Source organism: Vibrio sp. 10N.261.51.A4 (assembly GCF_041471945.1).
Taxonomy (GTDB): Bacteria; Pseudomonadota; Gammaproteobacteria; order Enterobacterales; family Vibrionaceae; genus Vibrio; species Vibrio crassostreae_C.
In genome coordinates, this window is record NZ_JBFRPJ010000026.1 from 138,392 (window position 1) to 154,654 (window position 16,263).

The following is a 16,263-nucleotide window of genomic DNA, read 5'->3' on the forward strand; positions in this document are numbered from 1 at the left end:
GCTTAATAAGGTCAAAAACTGATTAGTGGGCTTGATCCCAGTTATCACCGTGGCCAGCTTCCGCCACAAGCGGCACTTCTAGTTCTGCCGCGGATTCCATCAATTGTTGTACTTTACTTTCAATTTCGGCTAAAGCTGACTCTTCCACTTCAAACACCAATTCATCGTGTACTTGCATCAATAGCTTCACACGACCATCGCCTTCGGCTTGAATCCACTCATCGACTAACAACATCGCTTTCTTGATGATATCTGCCGCTGTACCTTGCATTGGCGCATTGATCGCCGCGCGTTCAGCAGCTTTACGACGCATGCCATTACGAGATTGAATCTCAGGAAGGTGCAGTCGACGACCGTAAATGGTTTCAACGAAGCCTTGCTCTGAAGCAGCACTGCGCGTGTCTTCCATATACTGCATTACGCCAGGGTAACGCTCGAAGTAAGTGTCCATGTAGTGCTGTGCTTCGCCACGAGGAATACCCAGTTGCTTAGCCAAGCCAAAGGCACTCATACCGTAGATAAGACCGAAGTTAACGGCTTTAGCACGACGACGTTGTTCAGTGGTCACACTCTCAATATCAACACCAATGATCTCAGCAGCCGTTGCCGCGTGGATATCTTTGCCTTGTTGGAATGCTTCCAGAAGCGCTTTATCACCCGAAAGGTGCGCCATGATACGCAATTCAATTTGAGAGTAATCGACCGCTAGAATCTTCCAACCATGTTGTGCAACGAATGCTTGGCGGATACGACGGCCTTCTTCATTACGAATTGGGATGTTCTGCAGGTTTGGATCTGTTGAAGACAATCGACCCGTTGCTGTCACCGCTTGGTGATAAGACGTATGAACACGACCCGTTTCAGCGTTGATCATCTTCGGTAGTTTATCTGTGTAGGTCGACTTTAGTTTCGCAAGGCCACGATACTCAATGATCAGCTTAGGTAGCGGGTAATCAAGAGCCAACTCTTGCAGCACTTCTTCGTTGGTTGAAGGTGCACCTGATGGCGTTTTCTTGATAACAGGCAGACCCATTTTCTCAAACAGGATCGCTTGCAGCTGTTTTGGCGAGTTCATGTTGAACTCTTGCTCTGCAATCTCGTAGGCTTTCTGTTCTAGCTCATCCAATCGAACCGCAATCTCTTGCGATTGAGCGCCTAGCAGCATGTCATCGATGAATACGCCAGTGCGTTCAATGCGAGACATAACAGGGATCAGTGGTACTTCGATTTCTTCATAGATGGCTTTTAGCTTTTCATCTTGCTCAATGTTTTCCATCAAACGGTTATGAAGACGTAAAGTCACGTCAGCATCTTCTGCTGCGTATGGAGACGCTTCACCCAGCTCAATCTGGTTGAAAGTAAGCTGCTTCTTACCTTTACCTGCGATTTGCTCAAATGAGATGCAGCTGTGCTGAAGGAAACGCAGCGCTAGGCTGTCCATATCATGCTTGCCACCTACGCTATTGAAAACGTAAGACGCCAACATGGTATCGTGCTTGATGCCTTTCATCTCGATACCGTAGCGCGCTAGCACACTCATATCATACTTAAGGTTCTGACCTACTTTTGCTTGTGCATCATCTTCAAGAACCGGCTTAAGCTGTTCAAGTACCCAATCGCGATCTAGCTGCTGAGGTGCATCTAGGTAATCATGGGCAACCGGTACGTAAGCGGCAACGCCTTCTTCGGTTGCGAATGATAGACCAACAAGGTTAGCCACCATGTAGTCCAAGCTGTCTGTTTCAGTATCAAAGGCAAACACCTCTGACGCTTTCAGTTTCTCTAGCCACGCATTAAAAGAGGCTTCATCTAAGATGGTTTCGTAGTTGCTGCGATCAATCGTCACTGCAGAGGTGTTCATTTCTACGGTAGAAGTGGTTGATGCCGTATTGCTGTGCACTGCGCCCGACTTTTCATCCGCCTCAACCACACCACTGCCACCTTCAAGTAGCTCGTTCAACCAAGACTTGAAGACCAGTTGACCATATAGCTTAATCAGCTCATCCGTGTTTGGTTGTGCTTTTACAAGCGACTCAGGTGTCTCTTCTAACTCGACGTCCAGTTTGATCGTTGCAAGCTCATAAGACATCTCAGCGTTGTCTTTATTATCAATCAGCTTCTTAGCCATGGTTTTTGAACCACGGAAGCCAAGAGCGGCAATATCATCCAGGTTTTGATACAGCTTTTCGATGCTACCAATGCCTTGCAGCAGAGCAGTCGCTGTCTTGTCACCGACACCCGGAACTCCTGGGATGTTATCGACTTTATCGCCCATCAGCGCAAGGTAGTCGATAATAAGCTCTGGTGGGATGCCAAACTTCTCAATCACGCCTTCACGATCCATTACCACGTTGGTCATGGTGTTAATCAGAGTAACGTTGTCATCGACAAGCTGCGCCATATCTTTATCGCCAGTACTAATAAGCACAGGCATACCCATCGCAGAAGCTTGAGAAGCCAGCGTACCGATCACGTCATCCGCTTCAACTCCGGGAATAGAGATAAGTGGCAAACCCATTGCACGAATCACATTGTGCAAAGGTTCGATCTGACAACGTAGATCATCCGGCATAGGTGGACGATTAGCCTTGTACTCTGGGTACATGTCATCACGGAACGTCTTTCCTTTTGCATCAAAAATAACCGCAATACGATCAGAAGCAAATTGACGCATCATGCTGCGCAGCATGTTAACTACACCGTAAACCGCGTTAGTCGGGATATCACCATTGCTCATGGTGCCAGGGTAAGCATGAAACGCGCGATATAGGTAAGAAGAGCCATCGATCAGAATCAATGGATTATCAGGAATACGAGCCATAATGTTTGTGTATCCAGTAAGTACAGAAATTATCTGTTAAGAATGCCACGTCTGTTGGTTGGATTCCACGTTGTCGATCTGTATCCGTTCACTCGGTTGTGTTCGTTATAATCGATTTGTTGTTATTTTTTGTTCTTAGACGCAAGCGTTCTGTGGATAACTCTGTTTATATTATTTACCCACCCTGTTGAGAACTACGGTGAACAACTCAAAAAACACCAATAAATAACTGAAAATAAAGAATAATTTTACAGATCGAACAGATGATCAACGATCTTTTCTCGATCTTGCGTTGTGGAAAAGAATGCTGATGGCGTTTTATTCATAAAAATACGTGCCACTAAATATGCATCATGTTGAAATGGTAGGTATAAAAAAAAGCGACACCCGAAGATGTCGCCTAGCAAAAACCGGTAAAGCCATTCAAATTGAATACCACAGCTTTACCTAAAAGCTATAAATTACACTGGAAGCAATGTGAGCAATGTCGTGTCAAAAAGAACTTAGTACAAGTTCGCGAGAATTCTGTTGGGTAACCAAGTAGATACTTGAGTACTTAACATCCTTGTGAACATTTCCTCATTCCCTAAGACGAAGTTAATAATAATGATTCTCATTTAATAGTCAACAATTAAATGATAATAAATCTCATTTGATTTATAAACCGTTAACAGCAGTGCTTAAATTTGCTTCAAAAAATGGATTCTATGGTCATTAATGTCTTCTTTTTCTTCAAATCTTTCGATTAGGTAACCGTTTCTCAATAACAGGCGCAACATTGCAGGGAACTGGTTACGAGACTTAACCTTTAACTGTCTGTAGCCCTGCTCTTTCGCCCACTGTTCCTGAACGTCTAATTGCGCCTGTGCAACGCCTTTGTTCCTCGCGAGCGGTGACACGCCACCAAACCAGCTGTAAAAAGTATCTTGATCCAATTCATAGCCGATCTTAAAGCCAAGCAACACGCCAGCTTCTTCAGCCACTAAGATAAGGCTCTTTTTCCCTGCCAGCCGCTCTGACAGAGAAGCGACACTCTCTTTTTTAGCGAACTCAGAGATCTGCTCGACCACAGACACCACTTCTTCTAAAGAACCTTCACGTACGACAACTGACATCTTATTCATCCTTATAAACGAAAGGGCTGGCACAATGGCCAACCCTTTACTGATCACTTAAGTGAGATCTACACTGTTACTTTTCTTTTAAATGCTCAGCAGCTTGTGCGTTATCTTCAGCAAGCCACTCTGCGACATCTTTAGCGAAGTAAGTAAGAATGCCATCAGCGCCAGCACGCTTAAAGCACAACAGTGATTCCATGACGGTTTCGCGCTCTTTCAGCCAGCCATTTTGAATCGCCGCTTTGTGCATCGCGTATTCACCAGATACTTGGTAAGCAAACGTAGGCGCTTGCAGTTCGTGCTTAACACGACGAACAATATCAAGGTAAGGCATGCCTGGTTTCACCATCACCATGTCCGCACCTTCATTAAGATCCATAGCAACTTCGTGAATCGCTTCATCGCTGTTCGCAGGATCCATCTGGTAGTTCTTCTTGTTACCACCTTTCAGGTTCGAAGCACTGCCGACTGCGTCGCGGAATGGACCGTAGTAGCACGATGCGTATTTCGCAGAGTACGCCATAATCTGGGTATGAATATGACCCGCTTCTTCTAACGCTTCACGGATCTTACCAATGCGACCATCCATCATATCTGACGGTGCAACCACATCCGCACCCGCTTCAGCGTGTGATAATGCTTGCTTGATCAAGACTTCAGTCGTCTCGTCATTCATCACGTAACCATCTTCATCGATGATGCCGTCTTGGCCGTGAGTGGTGAACGGGTCTAGTGCTACGTCAGTAATAACGCCAATGTTTGGCACATGCTCTTTTAGTAAACGTACAGCGCGCTGCACCAAACCTTCTGAGTTATGAGCTTCAGCTGCGCATAAACTTTTAGCATCTTGGTTCACGACTGGAAATAGAGCAATCGCAGGAACACCCAGCTTTGACAGGTAATCTGCTTCCTCAAGCATGTAGTCGATCGACAAGCGTTCAACACCTGGCATTGACTCGACAGGCTCGCGGCGGTCTTTACCCATCAGGATAAACATTGGGTAGATTAGATCATCCACAGACAATTGATTTTCTGCCATTAGGCGACGGCTAAAGTCGTGCTTACGCATACGGCGCATACGGCGACCTGGGAATTGACCTTGAATTGAAACAGACACTAGATTCTCCTTGCCTAGTCTAAGCACCGAAATACTTAGATATGAAAAGTGCTAAATACAGGCAAAAGCATATCACTGATGGCTCAGGACGCTAGCAGTAAAATATGAAACCCAATCAAAAATAGGGATAAATGGCAAAAAATGACCTTCTCCTCACACTGCCGTATACTCATGACAACTCAGTAAAGACCGCTTTCAGGACAAAACAATGATCGACACCCATGCTCATATTTACGCGAGCGAATTCGATGAAGACCGCGAACAAGTTGTGCAGCGCGCACTGGCTCAAGGGATTGATACCATTCTATTGCCGAACATCGATTTAGAATCTATCGAACCAATGTTAGCAACGGAAGCGCAGTTTCCTGATGTGTGCCGTTCAATGATGGGCTTACACCCTTGTTATGTGGATGCGAATATCGAGCAAACCCTCAAAACCATTCGAGCTTGGTTTGATAAGCATGACTTTATCGCCGTGGGTGAGATTGGTATCGACTTGTACTGGGATAAAACCTTCAAGGCTGAACAAGAGATGGCGTTTGTGACTCAACTGCAGTGGGCAAAAGAGCTTGATCTACCTGTGGTGATCCACACTCGTGATTCCATTGAAGAGACACTTGCCCTACTTCGTAAAGAACAAGATGGCAGCTTACGCGGGGTATTCCACTGCTTTGGTAGCAGCTTAGAGGAAGCTCAAGCGATCAACGAGCTAGGCTTTCATTTAGGTTTAGGCGGCGTTTCGACCTTTAAGAACTCTGGGATGGACAAGGTGATCCCACATCTCGATATGGATTACGTCATTCTAGAGACAGATTGCCCATACTTGGCACCAACACCGAATCGCGGTAAACGCAATGAACCAGCCTACACAGAATTAGTAGCAAAACGCATCGCCGAATTACGCGGAATTACCCTTGAAGAAGTCGAAAACATAACCACCAAAAATGCTAAGGCATTGTTTAATTTATGACAAATCTATTAATAAGTAATTATTACGGATTTTTCCTGAATTTATTTGAGAAAGCTAAGTGACATGTATAGTATCAACCACCTGCATATAGAGGTAGTTGATTATGTGTGACCATTCACAACACTTACAACGTCAACATCGAACCCTATGGCATAAAATTTTGGGCATCAAAGAGCCCTATATATGTCAGAACTGTGGCTATCAGTTAAAGATTCGATAAACAGACATAATAAAAAAGCGGCCCTAGGCCGCTTTTTTATTATGTGATTTTTACTGAAGCATTCCGAATCAAGATTCAGCTTCTTCCTCTTCATCCGCATCTGGCTTACGCGTATAAAAGCGTGCGAAAAACAGACCAATCTCAAACAGAATACACATTGGAATCGCCAACAGTGTTTGCGAGATCATATCTGGTGGTGTCAGCATCATACCGATGATGAAAGCACCCACCACAATGTAAGGACGCTTTTCAGACAGAGATTGAGGCGTTGTTGCCCCCGTCCAACACAACAAGATAATCGCAACAGGCACTTCAAAGGCAATACCAAAAGCAAAGAACAGCGCGAGTACAAAATCAAGATAGCTTGAGATGTCGGTTGCGAACTCTACTCCCCCTAATGATATGGCCGTAAAAAAGCCAAATACCAACGGGAATACAATAAAGTAAGCGAACGCCACACCACAGTAAAACAGCAATGAACTTGAAGCCAATAGCGGCATGATCAAGCGTTTTTCATGCTTGTATAAACCCGGAGCAACAAAAGCCCACACCTGATACAAAATAAACGGAACCGCGAGGAATATAGACGCGATCAAGGTTAATTTCAGCGGTGTGAAAAATGGCGATGCAACATCGGTTGCGATCATCGTCGCCCCTTCCGGTAGACGATCTACCAAAGGTGCTGATACGAATTCATAAATATCATTAGCAAAATAAATTAGCCCGACAAATATCACTAGCACCGCGACAATCGCACGTAGTAGGCGATTACGTAGTTCTAGAAGGTGGCTAATTAAAGGCTGTGTCTGCTCAGTCGAAGACATGTCAAACCTCTTAAACAGGAAGATCGAAAAGGAGCCGCGCGTGTATCTATCCAGTTGAATTGGTATCCACTTGAATAGTTATTTACTTGAATAGATATCTATTTAAACATCTAGCGAATCAAGTATCCGGCGACTCCTCCTTGCGAGACTATTCGGCTTTCTTATCTGACGGTGCTGAAGCTTCGCTGTTGACCTGAATGGTTTCAGATTCCACAGTTTCCATGACACTAGGTTTAGTCTCACTTGGCTTATCAGACTCAGGCTTAGCATACGGACGTTGAACCTCAGCAGCGGCCTGCTTGAGTTCATCGACTGACGCTTTAAGGTCTGGAGATAAATCTTCCATACCCATTTTTTCCGCCTTGCGTAGGTTTTCTTGCAGCTCTTGCACCTTAAGCTCATGAGAAAGTTCATCTTTCACACTGTTTGCCATGCTTTTCGCTTGTCCAACAAACTTGGAAATACTGCGAATCGCCACGGGCAAACGCTCAGGCCCTAAAACCACTAACCCAACGACAGATATTAATACCAGTTCCCAAAAACCGATATCAAACACGATTTACGCCTGCTCTTTGTCTTTCTTTGTTTCAGCAGTTGTTTCAGCGTGAGCTTCTGTCTTCTGCTGTTCAATATTCTTTGGTTCGAAGTCTGCATCTTTCTTATCTGCAGGCTTGTCTTCATCGCTCATCGCTTTTTTGAAGCCTTTAACCGCTGAACCTAAGTCACCACCCATACCGCGCAGTTTCTTTGTTCCGAATAGCAAAATTACAATTACAGCAATGATTAGAAGTTGCCAAATACTGATACCACCCATTGTCATTGTCCTCGGGTCTGTCTACACATAAAAATATTAAGAGAGTCTACTGTCTAACGACGGTAAGCTCGCCAACTAAGCAACCAAAATGTGACACCTGCGATGCCACAGCCCATAGATAGCTGCTCATAAGGGCTTGAAACTAATATTGCGGAGCATACGACTAAAGTGGCTCCAACGCCAAACAAAAACTTTCCAGTTGCTTGCTGACGCTTACTATCTCGGTAACCTTGATAAAGCTGATCCATTCTGTGGTTCATCGCTTTACCTTGGCGCAAGCTGTCATAAAGTAGCTCTGGCAGCTCTGGCAGTTTTTCTGCCCAGAATGGCGCGCGCTCTTTTACTGCGTTGATCACAGCTTGCGGCCCCACCTGATTCATCATCCAGGTTTCAAGGAAAGGCTTGGCGGTTGCCCACAAATCAAGTTGCGGATACAACTGACGACCTAGGCCTTCCACATACAACAAGGTCTTCTGTAGAAGTACCAACTGAGGCTGAACCTCCATGTTGAAACGTCTTGCTGTATTAAATAAGTTTAGCAACACATGGCCAAATGAGATCTCGCCAAGTGGTTTTGCAAAGATTGGCTCACACACCATACGGATCGCGAACTCAAAATCATTGACGTTGGTGTCGTGTGGCACCCACCCCGAATCCACGTGCAGCTCGGCAACTTTACGGTAATCTCGATTGAAGAAAGCCAACAAGTTCTCTGCTAAATAGCGCTTATCTTCGCTGTTGAGCGTGCCGACAATGCCACAATCCAAACCAATCCACTGAGGGTTATCTGGATTCTCTGGGTTAACAAATACGTTGCCCGGGTGCATGTCTGCATGGAAAAAGCTGTCTCGGAATACTTGGGTAAAGAATACCGTCACACCGCGTTCCGCGAGCAATTTCATGTTGGTGCCGTTGGAGTTTAACGTCTCAATATCGGAGACTTGAATACCATAGATTCGCTCTGACACCATCAGGGTTTCGCTGCTTAGATCAGGGATAACCTCTGGAACATACAGCTCTTCACTGCCTTCAAAATTACGTCGCAGTTGAATGGCATTGGCCGCCTCACGGCGCAGGTCGAGTTCATCAAGTAACGTTTTCTCGTACTCGTGAACCACTTCAACCGGTTTCAAACGACGTGCTTCAGGAAGCGACTTAGCGACTATACGCGCCATTCGGTGCATCAGTTTTAGATCTGCGTCAATCACCGGGCGAATATCAGGTCGAATGACCTTCAGAACAATCTCGCGACCGCTCTCTTTAAGCTTTGCGGTATGCACCTGAGCAATAGAAGCAGAAGCCAGTGGCTCGATATCAAAGTCGGTAAACCAGTTGTCTAAACTGCCACCCAACGCCTTTTCCATATCTTGCTTCGCCAATTGACCATCAAACGGCGCAACTTGGTCTTGCAACAACGCCAACTGATCGGCGATATGAGGAGGGAACAGATCACGACGTGTCGACATCATCTGTCCAAACTTGATCCACACTGGACCAAGTTCTTGCAGCGCAAGGCGCAAGCGATGACCCAACTCTTTATCTTGATGCTTGTTCTTGAGCCAAAACAGTGACTTTCGCGCCAACAAAGGGGCTTTAGTCAGTTGGTGTTCCGGCATCAACTCATCAAGGCCGTATTCCAACTGTACCTTGATAATATGATAAAGACGTTTCAGTTCTGCTGGGGTCATGCTTTCTCCAACAGAGCGTTCAACTTAGCTTCAAGACGAGCAGCAGAGCTTTTTACGTCATCAACTTGGTCGCAAAAATGCGCGACTTCTAACGGTGCAGGTGCGATCTTCCACTCTTCAGTCAGAACTTGAGCAACATGATTTTGATGCTTAGTTGCCTGTTTTGCTACAAAGCCACCGACGTTTTTAACGCCTTGCACCAAGGTATGCGCAACCACATCACCCGTTACGCGCGATAACCACTCTTCCAAATCAGGCTTGCAGTCTGTCATCAGTTGAGCGAATTTCTGAGCCAGTTGAATATCACCTTCTAAGATCAGCTTATCTTGCTTGATCAGCTTGGTGATGTTCGATTGCTCACGCAGTTCAGGTAACACCGATAGGTTCAAAGATAGGTAGCAGTCAGGCTGCCCTTCGTATTCTGACAACACATCAATCTGTTGGCTGAAAACGAAAGTGAGTGTTTTATTCAACTCTTTCAAATTGACTTGAATGATCTGCCCCTTTAAACGAGACAAACGACGAACCAGTGCTGGATCATCGTTCACGAAAGTATTTAAAGAGGTTTCAATAACCGCGGTTACCAATGGATCAAGTGGCATGACTGTCCTTACCTTTGAAAACGGATAAGCCTTAACCTATCCGTTCTATCTTTATTCTTATTGTTTAGCACGCTCAGCGAGCCTGCTACCAAGCTCGACTAGAACTTGTAACCGCGGTGCAGCGCAACAATGCCGCCCGTTAGGTTGAAGTATTTTGTATTTTCAAAGCCCGCTTCTTGCATCATGCCTTCCAAAGTCTCTTGATTTGGGTGCATACGAATAGATTCTGCAAGGTAACGGTAGCTGTCTGCATCGTTAGCAATCAACTCACCCATTTTTGGCAACAGGTGGAAAGAGTATGCGTCGTAAACCTTTGATAGTGGCTCAAGCACTGGCTTAGAAAACTCAAGAACCAACAGACGGCCACCCGGCTTAAGTACGCGGTACATAGAACGCAGCGCTTGGTCTTTATCGGTTACGTTACGCAGACAGAAGCTGATCGTAATGCAATCGAAGTAGTTATCTGGGAATGGCAACTCTTCAGCGTTCGCTTGTACGTAGTGTACGTTGCCAACAATGCCGCTATCACGCAGCTTATCACGGCCAACATTCAGCATTGAGTTGTTGATATCAGCAAGAACCACGTGGCCTTTTTCACCAACGATACGCGAGAATTTCGCAGTAAGGTCGCCAGTACCACCACCAAGATCTAGGATACGCTGACCAGGGCGAACGCCACTGCAATCAATCGTGAATCGCTTCCACAAGCGGTGAACACCACCCGACATTAAGTCATTCATGATGTCGTATTTAGCGGCTACAGAGTGAAATACCTCTGCTACTTTCGCGACTTTTTCGTCTTTCGCGACTGTTTCGAAACCAAAGTGTGTGGTTTCTGACTCTACTGCTGAATTTGTCTGCACGCTTGTGTCCATAATGCTGTTATCTACCATGGTAAGTTCTCATCGACAGCACGCTCCGTGTTTAGAGGCGCTGCGGCCGATTAGTTTACTTTATCCTCAGCGGGTTGTCTTTCTACTAAGGAGGCATTTTCTGAAAAAGCCTCATTTTGCGCCATTTCAGCCAAGCCTACCGAAATCGGTTTCTTCACCTCAACACCGAGTTGCTTGAAGCTTTCCGCCTGACGGATCACATTGCCACGCCCAGTCAATAGCTTATTCATCGCTCCTTGGTAGCTTTGGTTGGCTCTATCTAATGAGCTGCCAAGACCTTCCATATCATCAACGAACAGGCGTAATTTGTCGTAAAGCTTGCTCGCACGTTCCGCGATAACCTGTGCGTTCTGGTTCTGTCTATCGTTGCGCCACAAGTTATCAATGGTACGCAGTGCCACCAGCAAGGTGGTTGGGCTGACCAAGATAATGTTTTGCTCCATCGCATCTTTAACTAAGCTAGGGTCGGCTTGAATCGCCACCTGAAACGCAGGCTCTACCGGAATAAACATCAACACGTAATCCAAGCTCTGTATGCCTTTGAGCTGATGATAATCCTTCTGGCTCAAGCCTTTAATGTGTGCGCGCAATGAAGCCAAGTGATCACGTAATGCAGCATCACGTTGCTGATCGGTTTCGGCATTGAAATAGCGTTCAAATGCCACCAGCGCCATTTTTGAATCGACCACCACTTGCTTGTCTTGTGGCAGATGCACAATCACATCCGGTTGATAACGCTTGCCCGCATCGTTTTGCAGGTTCACTTGCGTTTGGTATTCGTGGCCTTCGCGCAGTCCTGATTCAGCAAGCACGCGAGCCAGCACCACCTCGCCCCAGTTACCTTGTTGTTTGTTGTCACCCTTTAGCGCTTGAGTCAGGTTCACCGCTTCACGCGTCATACTCTCATTAAGACGCTGCAGGTTTTTAAGCTCATGCACCAAAGTATGACGCTCTTTGGCTTCTTGGCTGAAGCTGTCGTTAACCTGCTTTTTAAAACCTTCTAGCTGTTCTCTCAAAGGTGACAACAAACCTTCTAGGCTCTGCTTGTTCTGCTGATCAACCTTGGCGGTTTTGGTTTCAAACAGTTGGTTCGCTAACAATTCAAACTGCTGCTTAAGTCGTGATTCAGCTTGCTCTAGCAACTGCAGCTTTTCGCTATTGGCGAGGTTTTCTTGGTCATGCCTTGCTTCTTGCTCGCGCAGCTCGGCTTCTAATTCAGACTTATGATCTTTAAGCACATTGATCTCATCAGCGTACTGCTGGCGCTCTTGCTTTACCGCCTCAAAGTAGCGCAGTTTTTCCATTGCAGCCATCACCTTACCGTGCGCCTGCTTGAGCTCGAATGCCGCTTTGTCTCGGTCATCATCCAACTCATTAAGCTCTTGTTGCGCCTCTGCGAGCGAGGACTTGAGCTGAGATTGTTGAGATTCATGCAGCAAACGGTCGGACTCTAGCTGCTGTTCAAGAAGTCGCTGTTGAAAAGAGAACTTCTGTTTGATCCACCAACCCACCACACCGCCGCTGACGAGCGCGCCAGAAATAGCAGCAATAAGCGGTGCTTGATGTTCGATAATCCATTGCATGATAATGATTTAGCCTAATTTGAAATAACTCATTAAATGGTATTTTGATACTGGATAAATGTCCAGTTTGCCGTATTAAAATTCGACAGATAGACTAGGCGCTCCGTATTCTGTCCCATCAAATTAGAATGAGTTGCCATGAACGAACGTCGTGCCTTGGGCTTTGGCCTTTCCGCAGTACTGCTGTGGTCAACGGTCGCTACTGCTTTTAAGCTGACCCTTGCTGAGTTTTCACCGATTCAAATGCTGACCATTGCCAGTATTGTGTCGTCGATTGCGCTGATCGCAGTCTGCGCCTTTCAAGGTAAGCTCTCTCAGCTGAGTACAACGTTCCTTTCAAACCCTTGGTATTACCTGCTGCTCGGCTTGGTTAACCCATTGGCTTATTACCTGATTCTATTCAAAGCCTACGACCTGCTGCCCGCTTCTCAAGCTCAAGCCATCAACTACAGCTGGGCTATCACGCTAACCTTAATGGCGGCGGTTTTTCTGGGGCAAAAGATTCGTAAGCAAGATTGGATTGCGTGTACCTTCAGCTATGCGGGTGTGGTAGTTATTGCCACCAAAGGCGATGTGTTAGGCATGCAGTTCGATAGCCCACTCGGTGTGGCACTGGCGCTGCTTTCTACTCTGCTTTGGGCGGGATACTGGATTCTAAACACCAAAAACAAGGCTGACCCTGTGATTGGCGTATTGCTTGGTTTCTTAGTGGCATTACCTTTCGCGATCGGTTTAACCCTTTACGAAGGCGAGAGCTTTAGTCAAATCACAGCAAAAGGTTGGATGGCTGTGACTTACGTAGGCCTGTTCGAGATGGGCATTACCTTTGTCTTGTGGCTCTCGGCATTAAAACTGACCAACAACACAGCGCGTATCAGCAATCTGATTTTTGCCTCACCGTTTATCTCGTTGATGCTACTTTCCACGATTATCGGCGAAGAGATTCACCCAGCGACCCTGTTTGGCTTGGTACTGATCATTACCGGCCTTGTTATCCAGCAGATCAAGTTTTCAAAAAACAAACCGGCGTAAATAAGAGCTAAAAGATTCAATTGAGCACGAAAAGCTATCGATAAAGTCGAATCTAGAGCTAGAGCACAATGTTAGATACAAAAATGGCGAGTCGTATAACTCGCCATTTTTATATAATTTAAAATCTAGTGAGTAAGCTAAAAGCTTAAACCCACTGACCAGCAGTAAAGCCTGAACTCCAACACCATTGGAAGTTGTAACCACCAAGCCAGCCCGTTACGTCCATCACCTCACCAACGAAGAATAAGCCTTTGATGTTCTTACATTCCATGGTTTTTGAAGAGAGGTGATCGGTATCAACGCCACCAAGAGTAACTTCCGCCGTACGGTAACCTTCTGTGCCATTTGGTGCGATTTTCCAGTTTTCTAGATGCTCAACAATGCCATTAAGCTGCTTTTCGTTGAACTGCTTAAGCGGTTTGTCTTCCAGCTCTTTACGGTCAATCAATACCTCAACAAAACGCTTAGGTAATACTTTTGCCAATGTGTTCTTTAAGCTCTGATTTGGATGCTTCTCACGAGAGTTCGCCAACAACTCAGTCACATCAGCTTCTGGTACTAGATTAATCGAAACCGATTGACCCGCTTTCCAGAACGAAGAAATTTGCAATACCGAAGGACCAGATAAGCCGCGGTGGGTAAACAGCAACGCTTCTTTGAATAAGGTGCCGTCTTGCGCGGTGATCTCGGCAGGAATCGCGATTCCTGAAAGCTCAGCAAAGGCTTCTTTGTCTTCTTTATGCAGAGTAAATGGCACCAAACCGGCTGTAGTCGGCATCACAGACAAGCCAAACTGCTCGGCAATCTTATAGCCAAATGGCGTCGCGCCTAGTTTCGGCATCGATAAACCGCCCGTCGCCACGACAAGTGAGTCACACTCAACTTCGTCGGTATTAAGGTGCATCTTAAAGCCAGCGTCTGTTTTTTCGATGGAGTGAACATCACAACGGTAGCGCTGTTCAACTTTCGCCTGCTTACACTCTTCAAGCAACATGCTCACGATGTCTTTTGCAGTGTGGTCATTCACACAGAACAATTGGCCGTGGTCTCGCTCTTCGAACTCAATACCGTACTTGCTCACCATCGAGATAAAATCCCAGTTGGTGTATTGAGATAAGGCTGACTTCACGAAGTGAGGGTTGTTACATAGGAAGTTGTTGGCTGAAACATCATAGTTAGTGAAGTTACAACGGCCGCCACCTGAGATTAAAATTTTTCTGCCTGGTTTCTTTGCATGATCAACCACCAGCACTCGTCGGCCACGTTTACCCGCTTCCGCAGCACACATTAAGCCCGCGGCGCCCGCACCAATTACGATTACATCAAACTTTTCACTCATTGGGGTTCTGCTTTCTTCACTTTTGCACCTCGAGTACGCCCTGTTCTCGAAATGCCATCAATAAAAAAGGATGTGCATAAACAGCACATCCTTACTAATTGCTCGCTATTCTAGCGGCAATTTTAAACTTTGCAATTGATGTTCAATTGTACAATTTGCAGACAGCAGCAAAACCACTACTTGGCTTAGCGAACCAACAACCGAAGCTTTACACCAAAACCTAAACTCTACTTCACACGTACTAAATAACTTAGACGATGAAAGAAGACAGCAACGTTACACCCAGCAGAGCGGAAGAAAGTATAAACAACTGTCTTACGCGATCACACTTCGACATAAACACTTCGTCGTGATGATGGTGGTACTCTTTGCTTTTGATGTAACTAAACAAGCGAACCTGCTTGGTCATATTGCCATGAGTTGTGAAGAATCCACCTCCGTCTACTTGTTGATAAAGTAGAGGATGTGCTTCTCGCATTATATAAATGAGTGTTCTTAGCGCAGTAAAATATCGCGCCCAGTTCACGCAAGTCACAACCATTAGTGCAAATAGAATAGTGTCGCCGCTGATCATCCTTTCCTCCCTACATCTTCATAAGAAAACTCAAAAGAAAAAGATAATCAGTGTCTTTCCCGTACTACCTAAACGGCAGGAGCTTCCATAATTGAAGATGAACCATCTTTTGCCAATTGCGCTAGGTCTTTATCAATAAAGAACAGTGCTTTACCGTCTTCACCAACAAGCTCTAGCTTATCCAATACACCTTTAAACAACTTCTCTTCTTCGTGTTGCTCTGCAACGTACCATTGCAGGAAGTTAAAGGTTGAGTAATCTTGTGTGCTGAAAGCAACGTGAGCCAGTTTGTTGATCTTTTGAGTAATCATCTGCTCATGTTCATAAGTTTCACGGAACACTGCACCAAGGCTATCAAATTCATGTTTTGGCGCTTCAATCGCACCTAGAATTGGCATTGCACCTGTTTCACTTACGTAAGTGAAAAGACGCTGCATATGTTCCATTTCTTCTACTGCATGAACACGCAGAAACTCTGCTGCACCTTCAAATCCTTTGTCTTCACACCAAGCACTCATTTGTAAGTATAGATTGGATGAGAAAAATTCTAGGTTAATTTGATCATTCAGTTGCTCAACCATAGTTTTTGACAGCATTTAAGACTCCTAATTACATCCTCAATTTTCTCTACTATATCACTATTTAATGAATATCTCGCAGGCCATTAG

Annotated in this window: 15 protein-coding genes; 2 read left to right on the top strand and 13 right to left on the bottom strand. The window is 45.5% G+C overall.

The genetic code is table 11. From position 1 onward, the window contains the following. Positions 1-22 precede the first annotated feature (22 nt). From polA to hemB, 3 genes are all read right to left on the bottom strand, one after another. Entirely contained in the window at positions 23-2,821 is a 2,799-nt protein-coding gene (polA, locus tag AB4384_RS07135) for a DNA polymerase I (protein WP_137002246.1), read from the bottom strand. A 680-nt stretch (positions 2,822-3,501) separates the two neighbouring features. Beyond that, positions 3,502-3,936, bottom strand: coding sequence for a GNAT family N-acetyltransferase (locus tag AB4384_RS07140; RefSeq protein ID WP_017063054.1), 435 nt, complete (start codon positions 3,934-3,936; stop codon positions 3,502-3,504). 76 nt (positions 3,937-4,012) lie between these two features. Beyond that, entirely contained in the window at positions 4,013-5,056 is a 1,044-nt protein-coding gene (gene hemB / locus AB4384_RS07145; RefSeq protein WP_017060158.1) for a porphobilinogen synthase, read from the bottom strand. A gap of 208 nt (positions 5,057-5,264) precedes the next feature. Between hemB and AB4384_RS07150 the strand changes: the two genes are divergently transcribed. After that, complete coding sequence (locus AB4384_RS07150; RefSeq protein ID WP_017063053.1) at positions 5,265-6,026, top strand: TatD family hydrolase; 762 nt, start codon at positions 5,265-5,267, stop codon at positions 6,024-6,026. Between the two features lie 288 nt (positions 6,027-6,314). On the opposite strand, the gene tatC is transcribed toward AB4384_RS07150, so the two are convergent. From tatC to rmuC, 7 genes are all read right to left on the bottom strand, one after another. Next, positions 6,315-7,070 carry a twin-arginine translocase subunit TatC gene (gene tatC, locus AB4384_RS07155; RefSeq protein ID WP_017060156.1) on the bottom strand — a complete coding sequence of 252 codons (756 nt, stop codon included), beginning with the start codon at positions 7,068-7,070 and terminating at the stop codon, positions 6,315-6,317. Between the two features lie 148 nt (positions 7,071-7,218). Continuing rightward, positions 7,219-7,626, bottom strand: coding sequence for a Sec-independent protein translocase protein TatB (tatB, locus tag AB4384_RS07160; RefSeq protein ID WP_017060155.1), 408 nt, complete (start codon positions 7,624-7,626; stop codon positions 7,219-7,221). 3 nt (positions 7,627-7,629) lie between these two features. Further along, positions 7,630-7,884 (bottom strand): Sec-independent protein translocase subunit TatA, encoded by a 255-nt coding sequence (gene tatA / locus AB4384_RS07165; protein ID WP_017060154.1) that lies wholly within the window; start codon positions 7,882-7,884, stop codon positions 7,630-7,632. Between the two features lie 53 nt (positions 7,885-7,937). Further along, a complete protein-coding gene (gene ubiB, locus AB4384_RS07170; protein ID WP_102320566.1) occupies positions 7,938-9,572 on the bottom strand; it encodes a ubiquinone biosynthesis regulatory protein kinase UbiB in 1,635 nt (544 codons plus the stop codon). Further along, positions 9,569-10,174, bottom strand: coding sequence for an SCP2 domain-containing protein (locus tag AB4384_RS07175; protein ID WP_102320565.1), 606 nt, complete (start codon positions 10,172-10,174; stop codon positions 9,569-9,571). Before AB4384_RS07175 ends, ubiB begins: the two co-directional genes overlap by 4 nt. Before the next feature lie 98 nt (positions 10,175-10,272). Further along, entirely contained in the window at positions 10,273-11,052 is a 780-nt protein-coding gene (gene ubiE, locus AB4384_RS07180) for a bifunctional demethylmenaquinone methyltransferase/2-methoxy-6-polyprenyl-1,4-benzoquinol methylase UbiE (RefSeq protein WP_026012235.1), read from the bottom strand. 65 nt (positions 11,053-11,117) lie between these two features. Next, positions 11,118-12,650 (bottom strand): DNA recombination protein RmuC, encoded by a 1,533-nt coding sequence (rmuC, locus tag AB4384_RS07185; protein WP_102320564.1) that lies wholly within the window; start codon positions 12,648-12,650, stop codon positions 11,118-11,120. 138 nt (positions 12,651-12,788) lie between these two features. Between rmuC and AB4384_RS07190 the strand changes: the two genes are divergently transcribed. Next, positions 12,789-13,682, top strand: a complete 894-nt coding sequence (locus AB4384_RS07190; RefSeq protein WP_102320563.1) for a DMT family transporter — start codon at positions 12,789-12,791, stop codon at positions 13,680-13,682. 145 nt (positions 13,683-13,827) lie between these two features. Here the strand turns inward: AB4384_RS07190 and AB4384_RS07195 are convergent, their stop codons facing one another. The 3 genes from AB4384_RS07195 to ftnA form a co-directional block, all read right to left on the bottom strand. Continuing rightward, complete coding sequence (locus AB4384_RS07195) at positions 13,828-15,021, bottom strand: NAD(P)/FAD-dependent oxidoreductase (RefSeq protein WP_102320562.1); 1,194 nt, start codon at positions 15,019-15,021, stop codon at positions 13,828-13,830. A 250-nt stretch (positions 15,022-15,271) separates the two neighbouring features. Further along, entirely contained in the window at positions 15,272-15,595 is a 324-nt protein-coding gene (gene uspB, locus AB4384_RS07200; protein ID WP_004735557.1) for a universal stress protein UspB, read from the bottom strand. A 68-nt stretch (positions 15,596-15,663) separates the two neighbouring features. Continuing rightward, positions 15,664-16,191: a non-heme ferritin gene (ftnA, locus tag AB4384_RS07205; protein WP_004735556.1), complete on the bottom strand. Its 528-nt coding sequence runs from the start codon at positions 16,189-16,191 to the stop codon at positions 15,664-15,666. Between the last annotated feature and the right edge of the window lie 72 nt (positions 16,192-16,263).

Bases quoted from the DNA above. Each gene is read 5' to 3' on its own strand.
- ubiB (WP_102320566.1), bottom strand. From the start codon at position 9,572: ATGACCCCAGCAGAACTGAAACGTCTTTATCATATTATCAAGGTACAG.
- uspB (WP_004735557.1), bottom strand. From the start codon at position 15,595: ATGATCAGCGGCGACACTATTCTATTTGCACTAATGGTTGTGACTTGC.
- ftnA (WP_004735556.1), bottom strand. From the start codon at position 16,191: ATGCTGTCAAAAACTATGGTTGAGCAACTGAATGATCAAATTAACCTA.
- AB4384_RS07150 (WP_017063053.1), top strand. From the start codon at position 5,265: ATGATCGACACCCATGCTCATATTTACGCGAGCGAATTCGATGAAGAC.
- tatA (WP_017060154.1), bottom strand. From the start codon at position 7,884: ATGGGTGGTATCAGTATTTGGCAACTTCTAATCATTGCTGTAATTGTA.
- AB4384_RS07175 (WP_102320565.1), bottom strand. From the start codon at position 10,174: ATGCCACTTGATCCATTGGTAACCGCGGTTATTGAAACCTCTTTAAAT.
- AB4384_RS07140 (WP_017063054.1), bottom strand. From the start codon at position 3,936: ATGTCAGTTGTCGTACGTGAAGGTTCTTTAGAAGAAGTGGTGTCTGTG.
- AB4384_RS07195 (WP_102320562.1), bottom strand. From the start codon at position 15,021: ATGAGTGAAAAGTTTGATGTAATCGTAATTGGTGCGGGCGCCGCGGGC.
- tatC (WP_017060156.1), bottom strand. From the start codon at position 7,070: ATGTCTTCGACTGAGCAGACACAGCCTTTAATTAGCCACCTTCTAGAA.
- polA (WP_137002246.1), bottom strand. From the start codon at position 2,821: ATGGCTCGTATTCCTGATAATCCATTGATTCTGATCGATGGCTCTTCT.
- rmuC (WP_102320564.1), bottom strand. From the start codon at position 12,650: ATGCAATGGATTATCGAACATCAAGCACCGCTTATTGCTGCTATTTCT.
- AB4384_RS07190 (WP_102320563.1), top strand. From the start codon at position 12,789: ATGAACGAACGTCGTGCCTTGGGCTTTGGCCTTTCCGCAGTACTGCTG.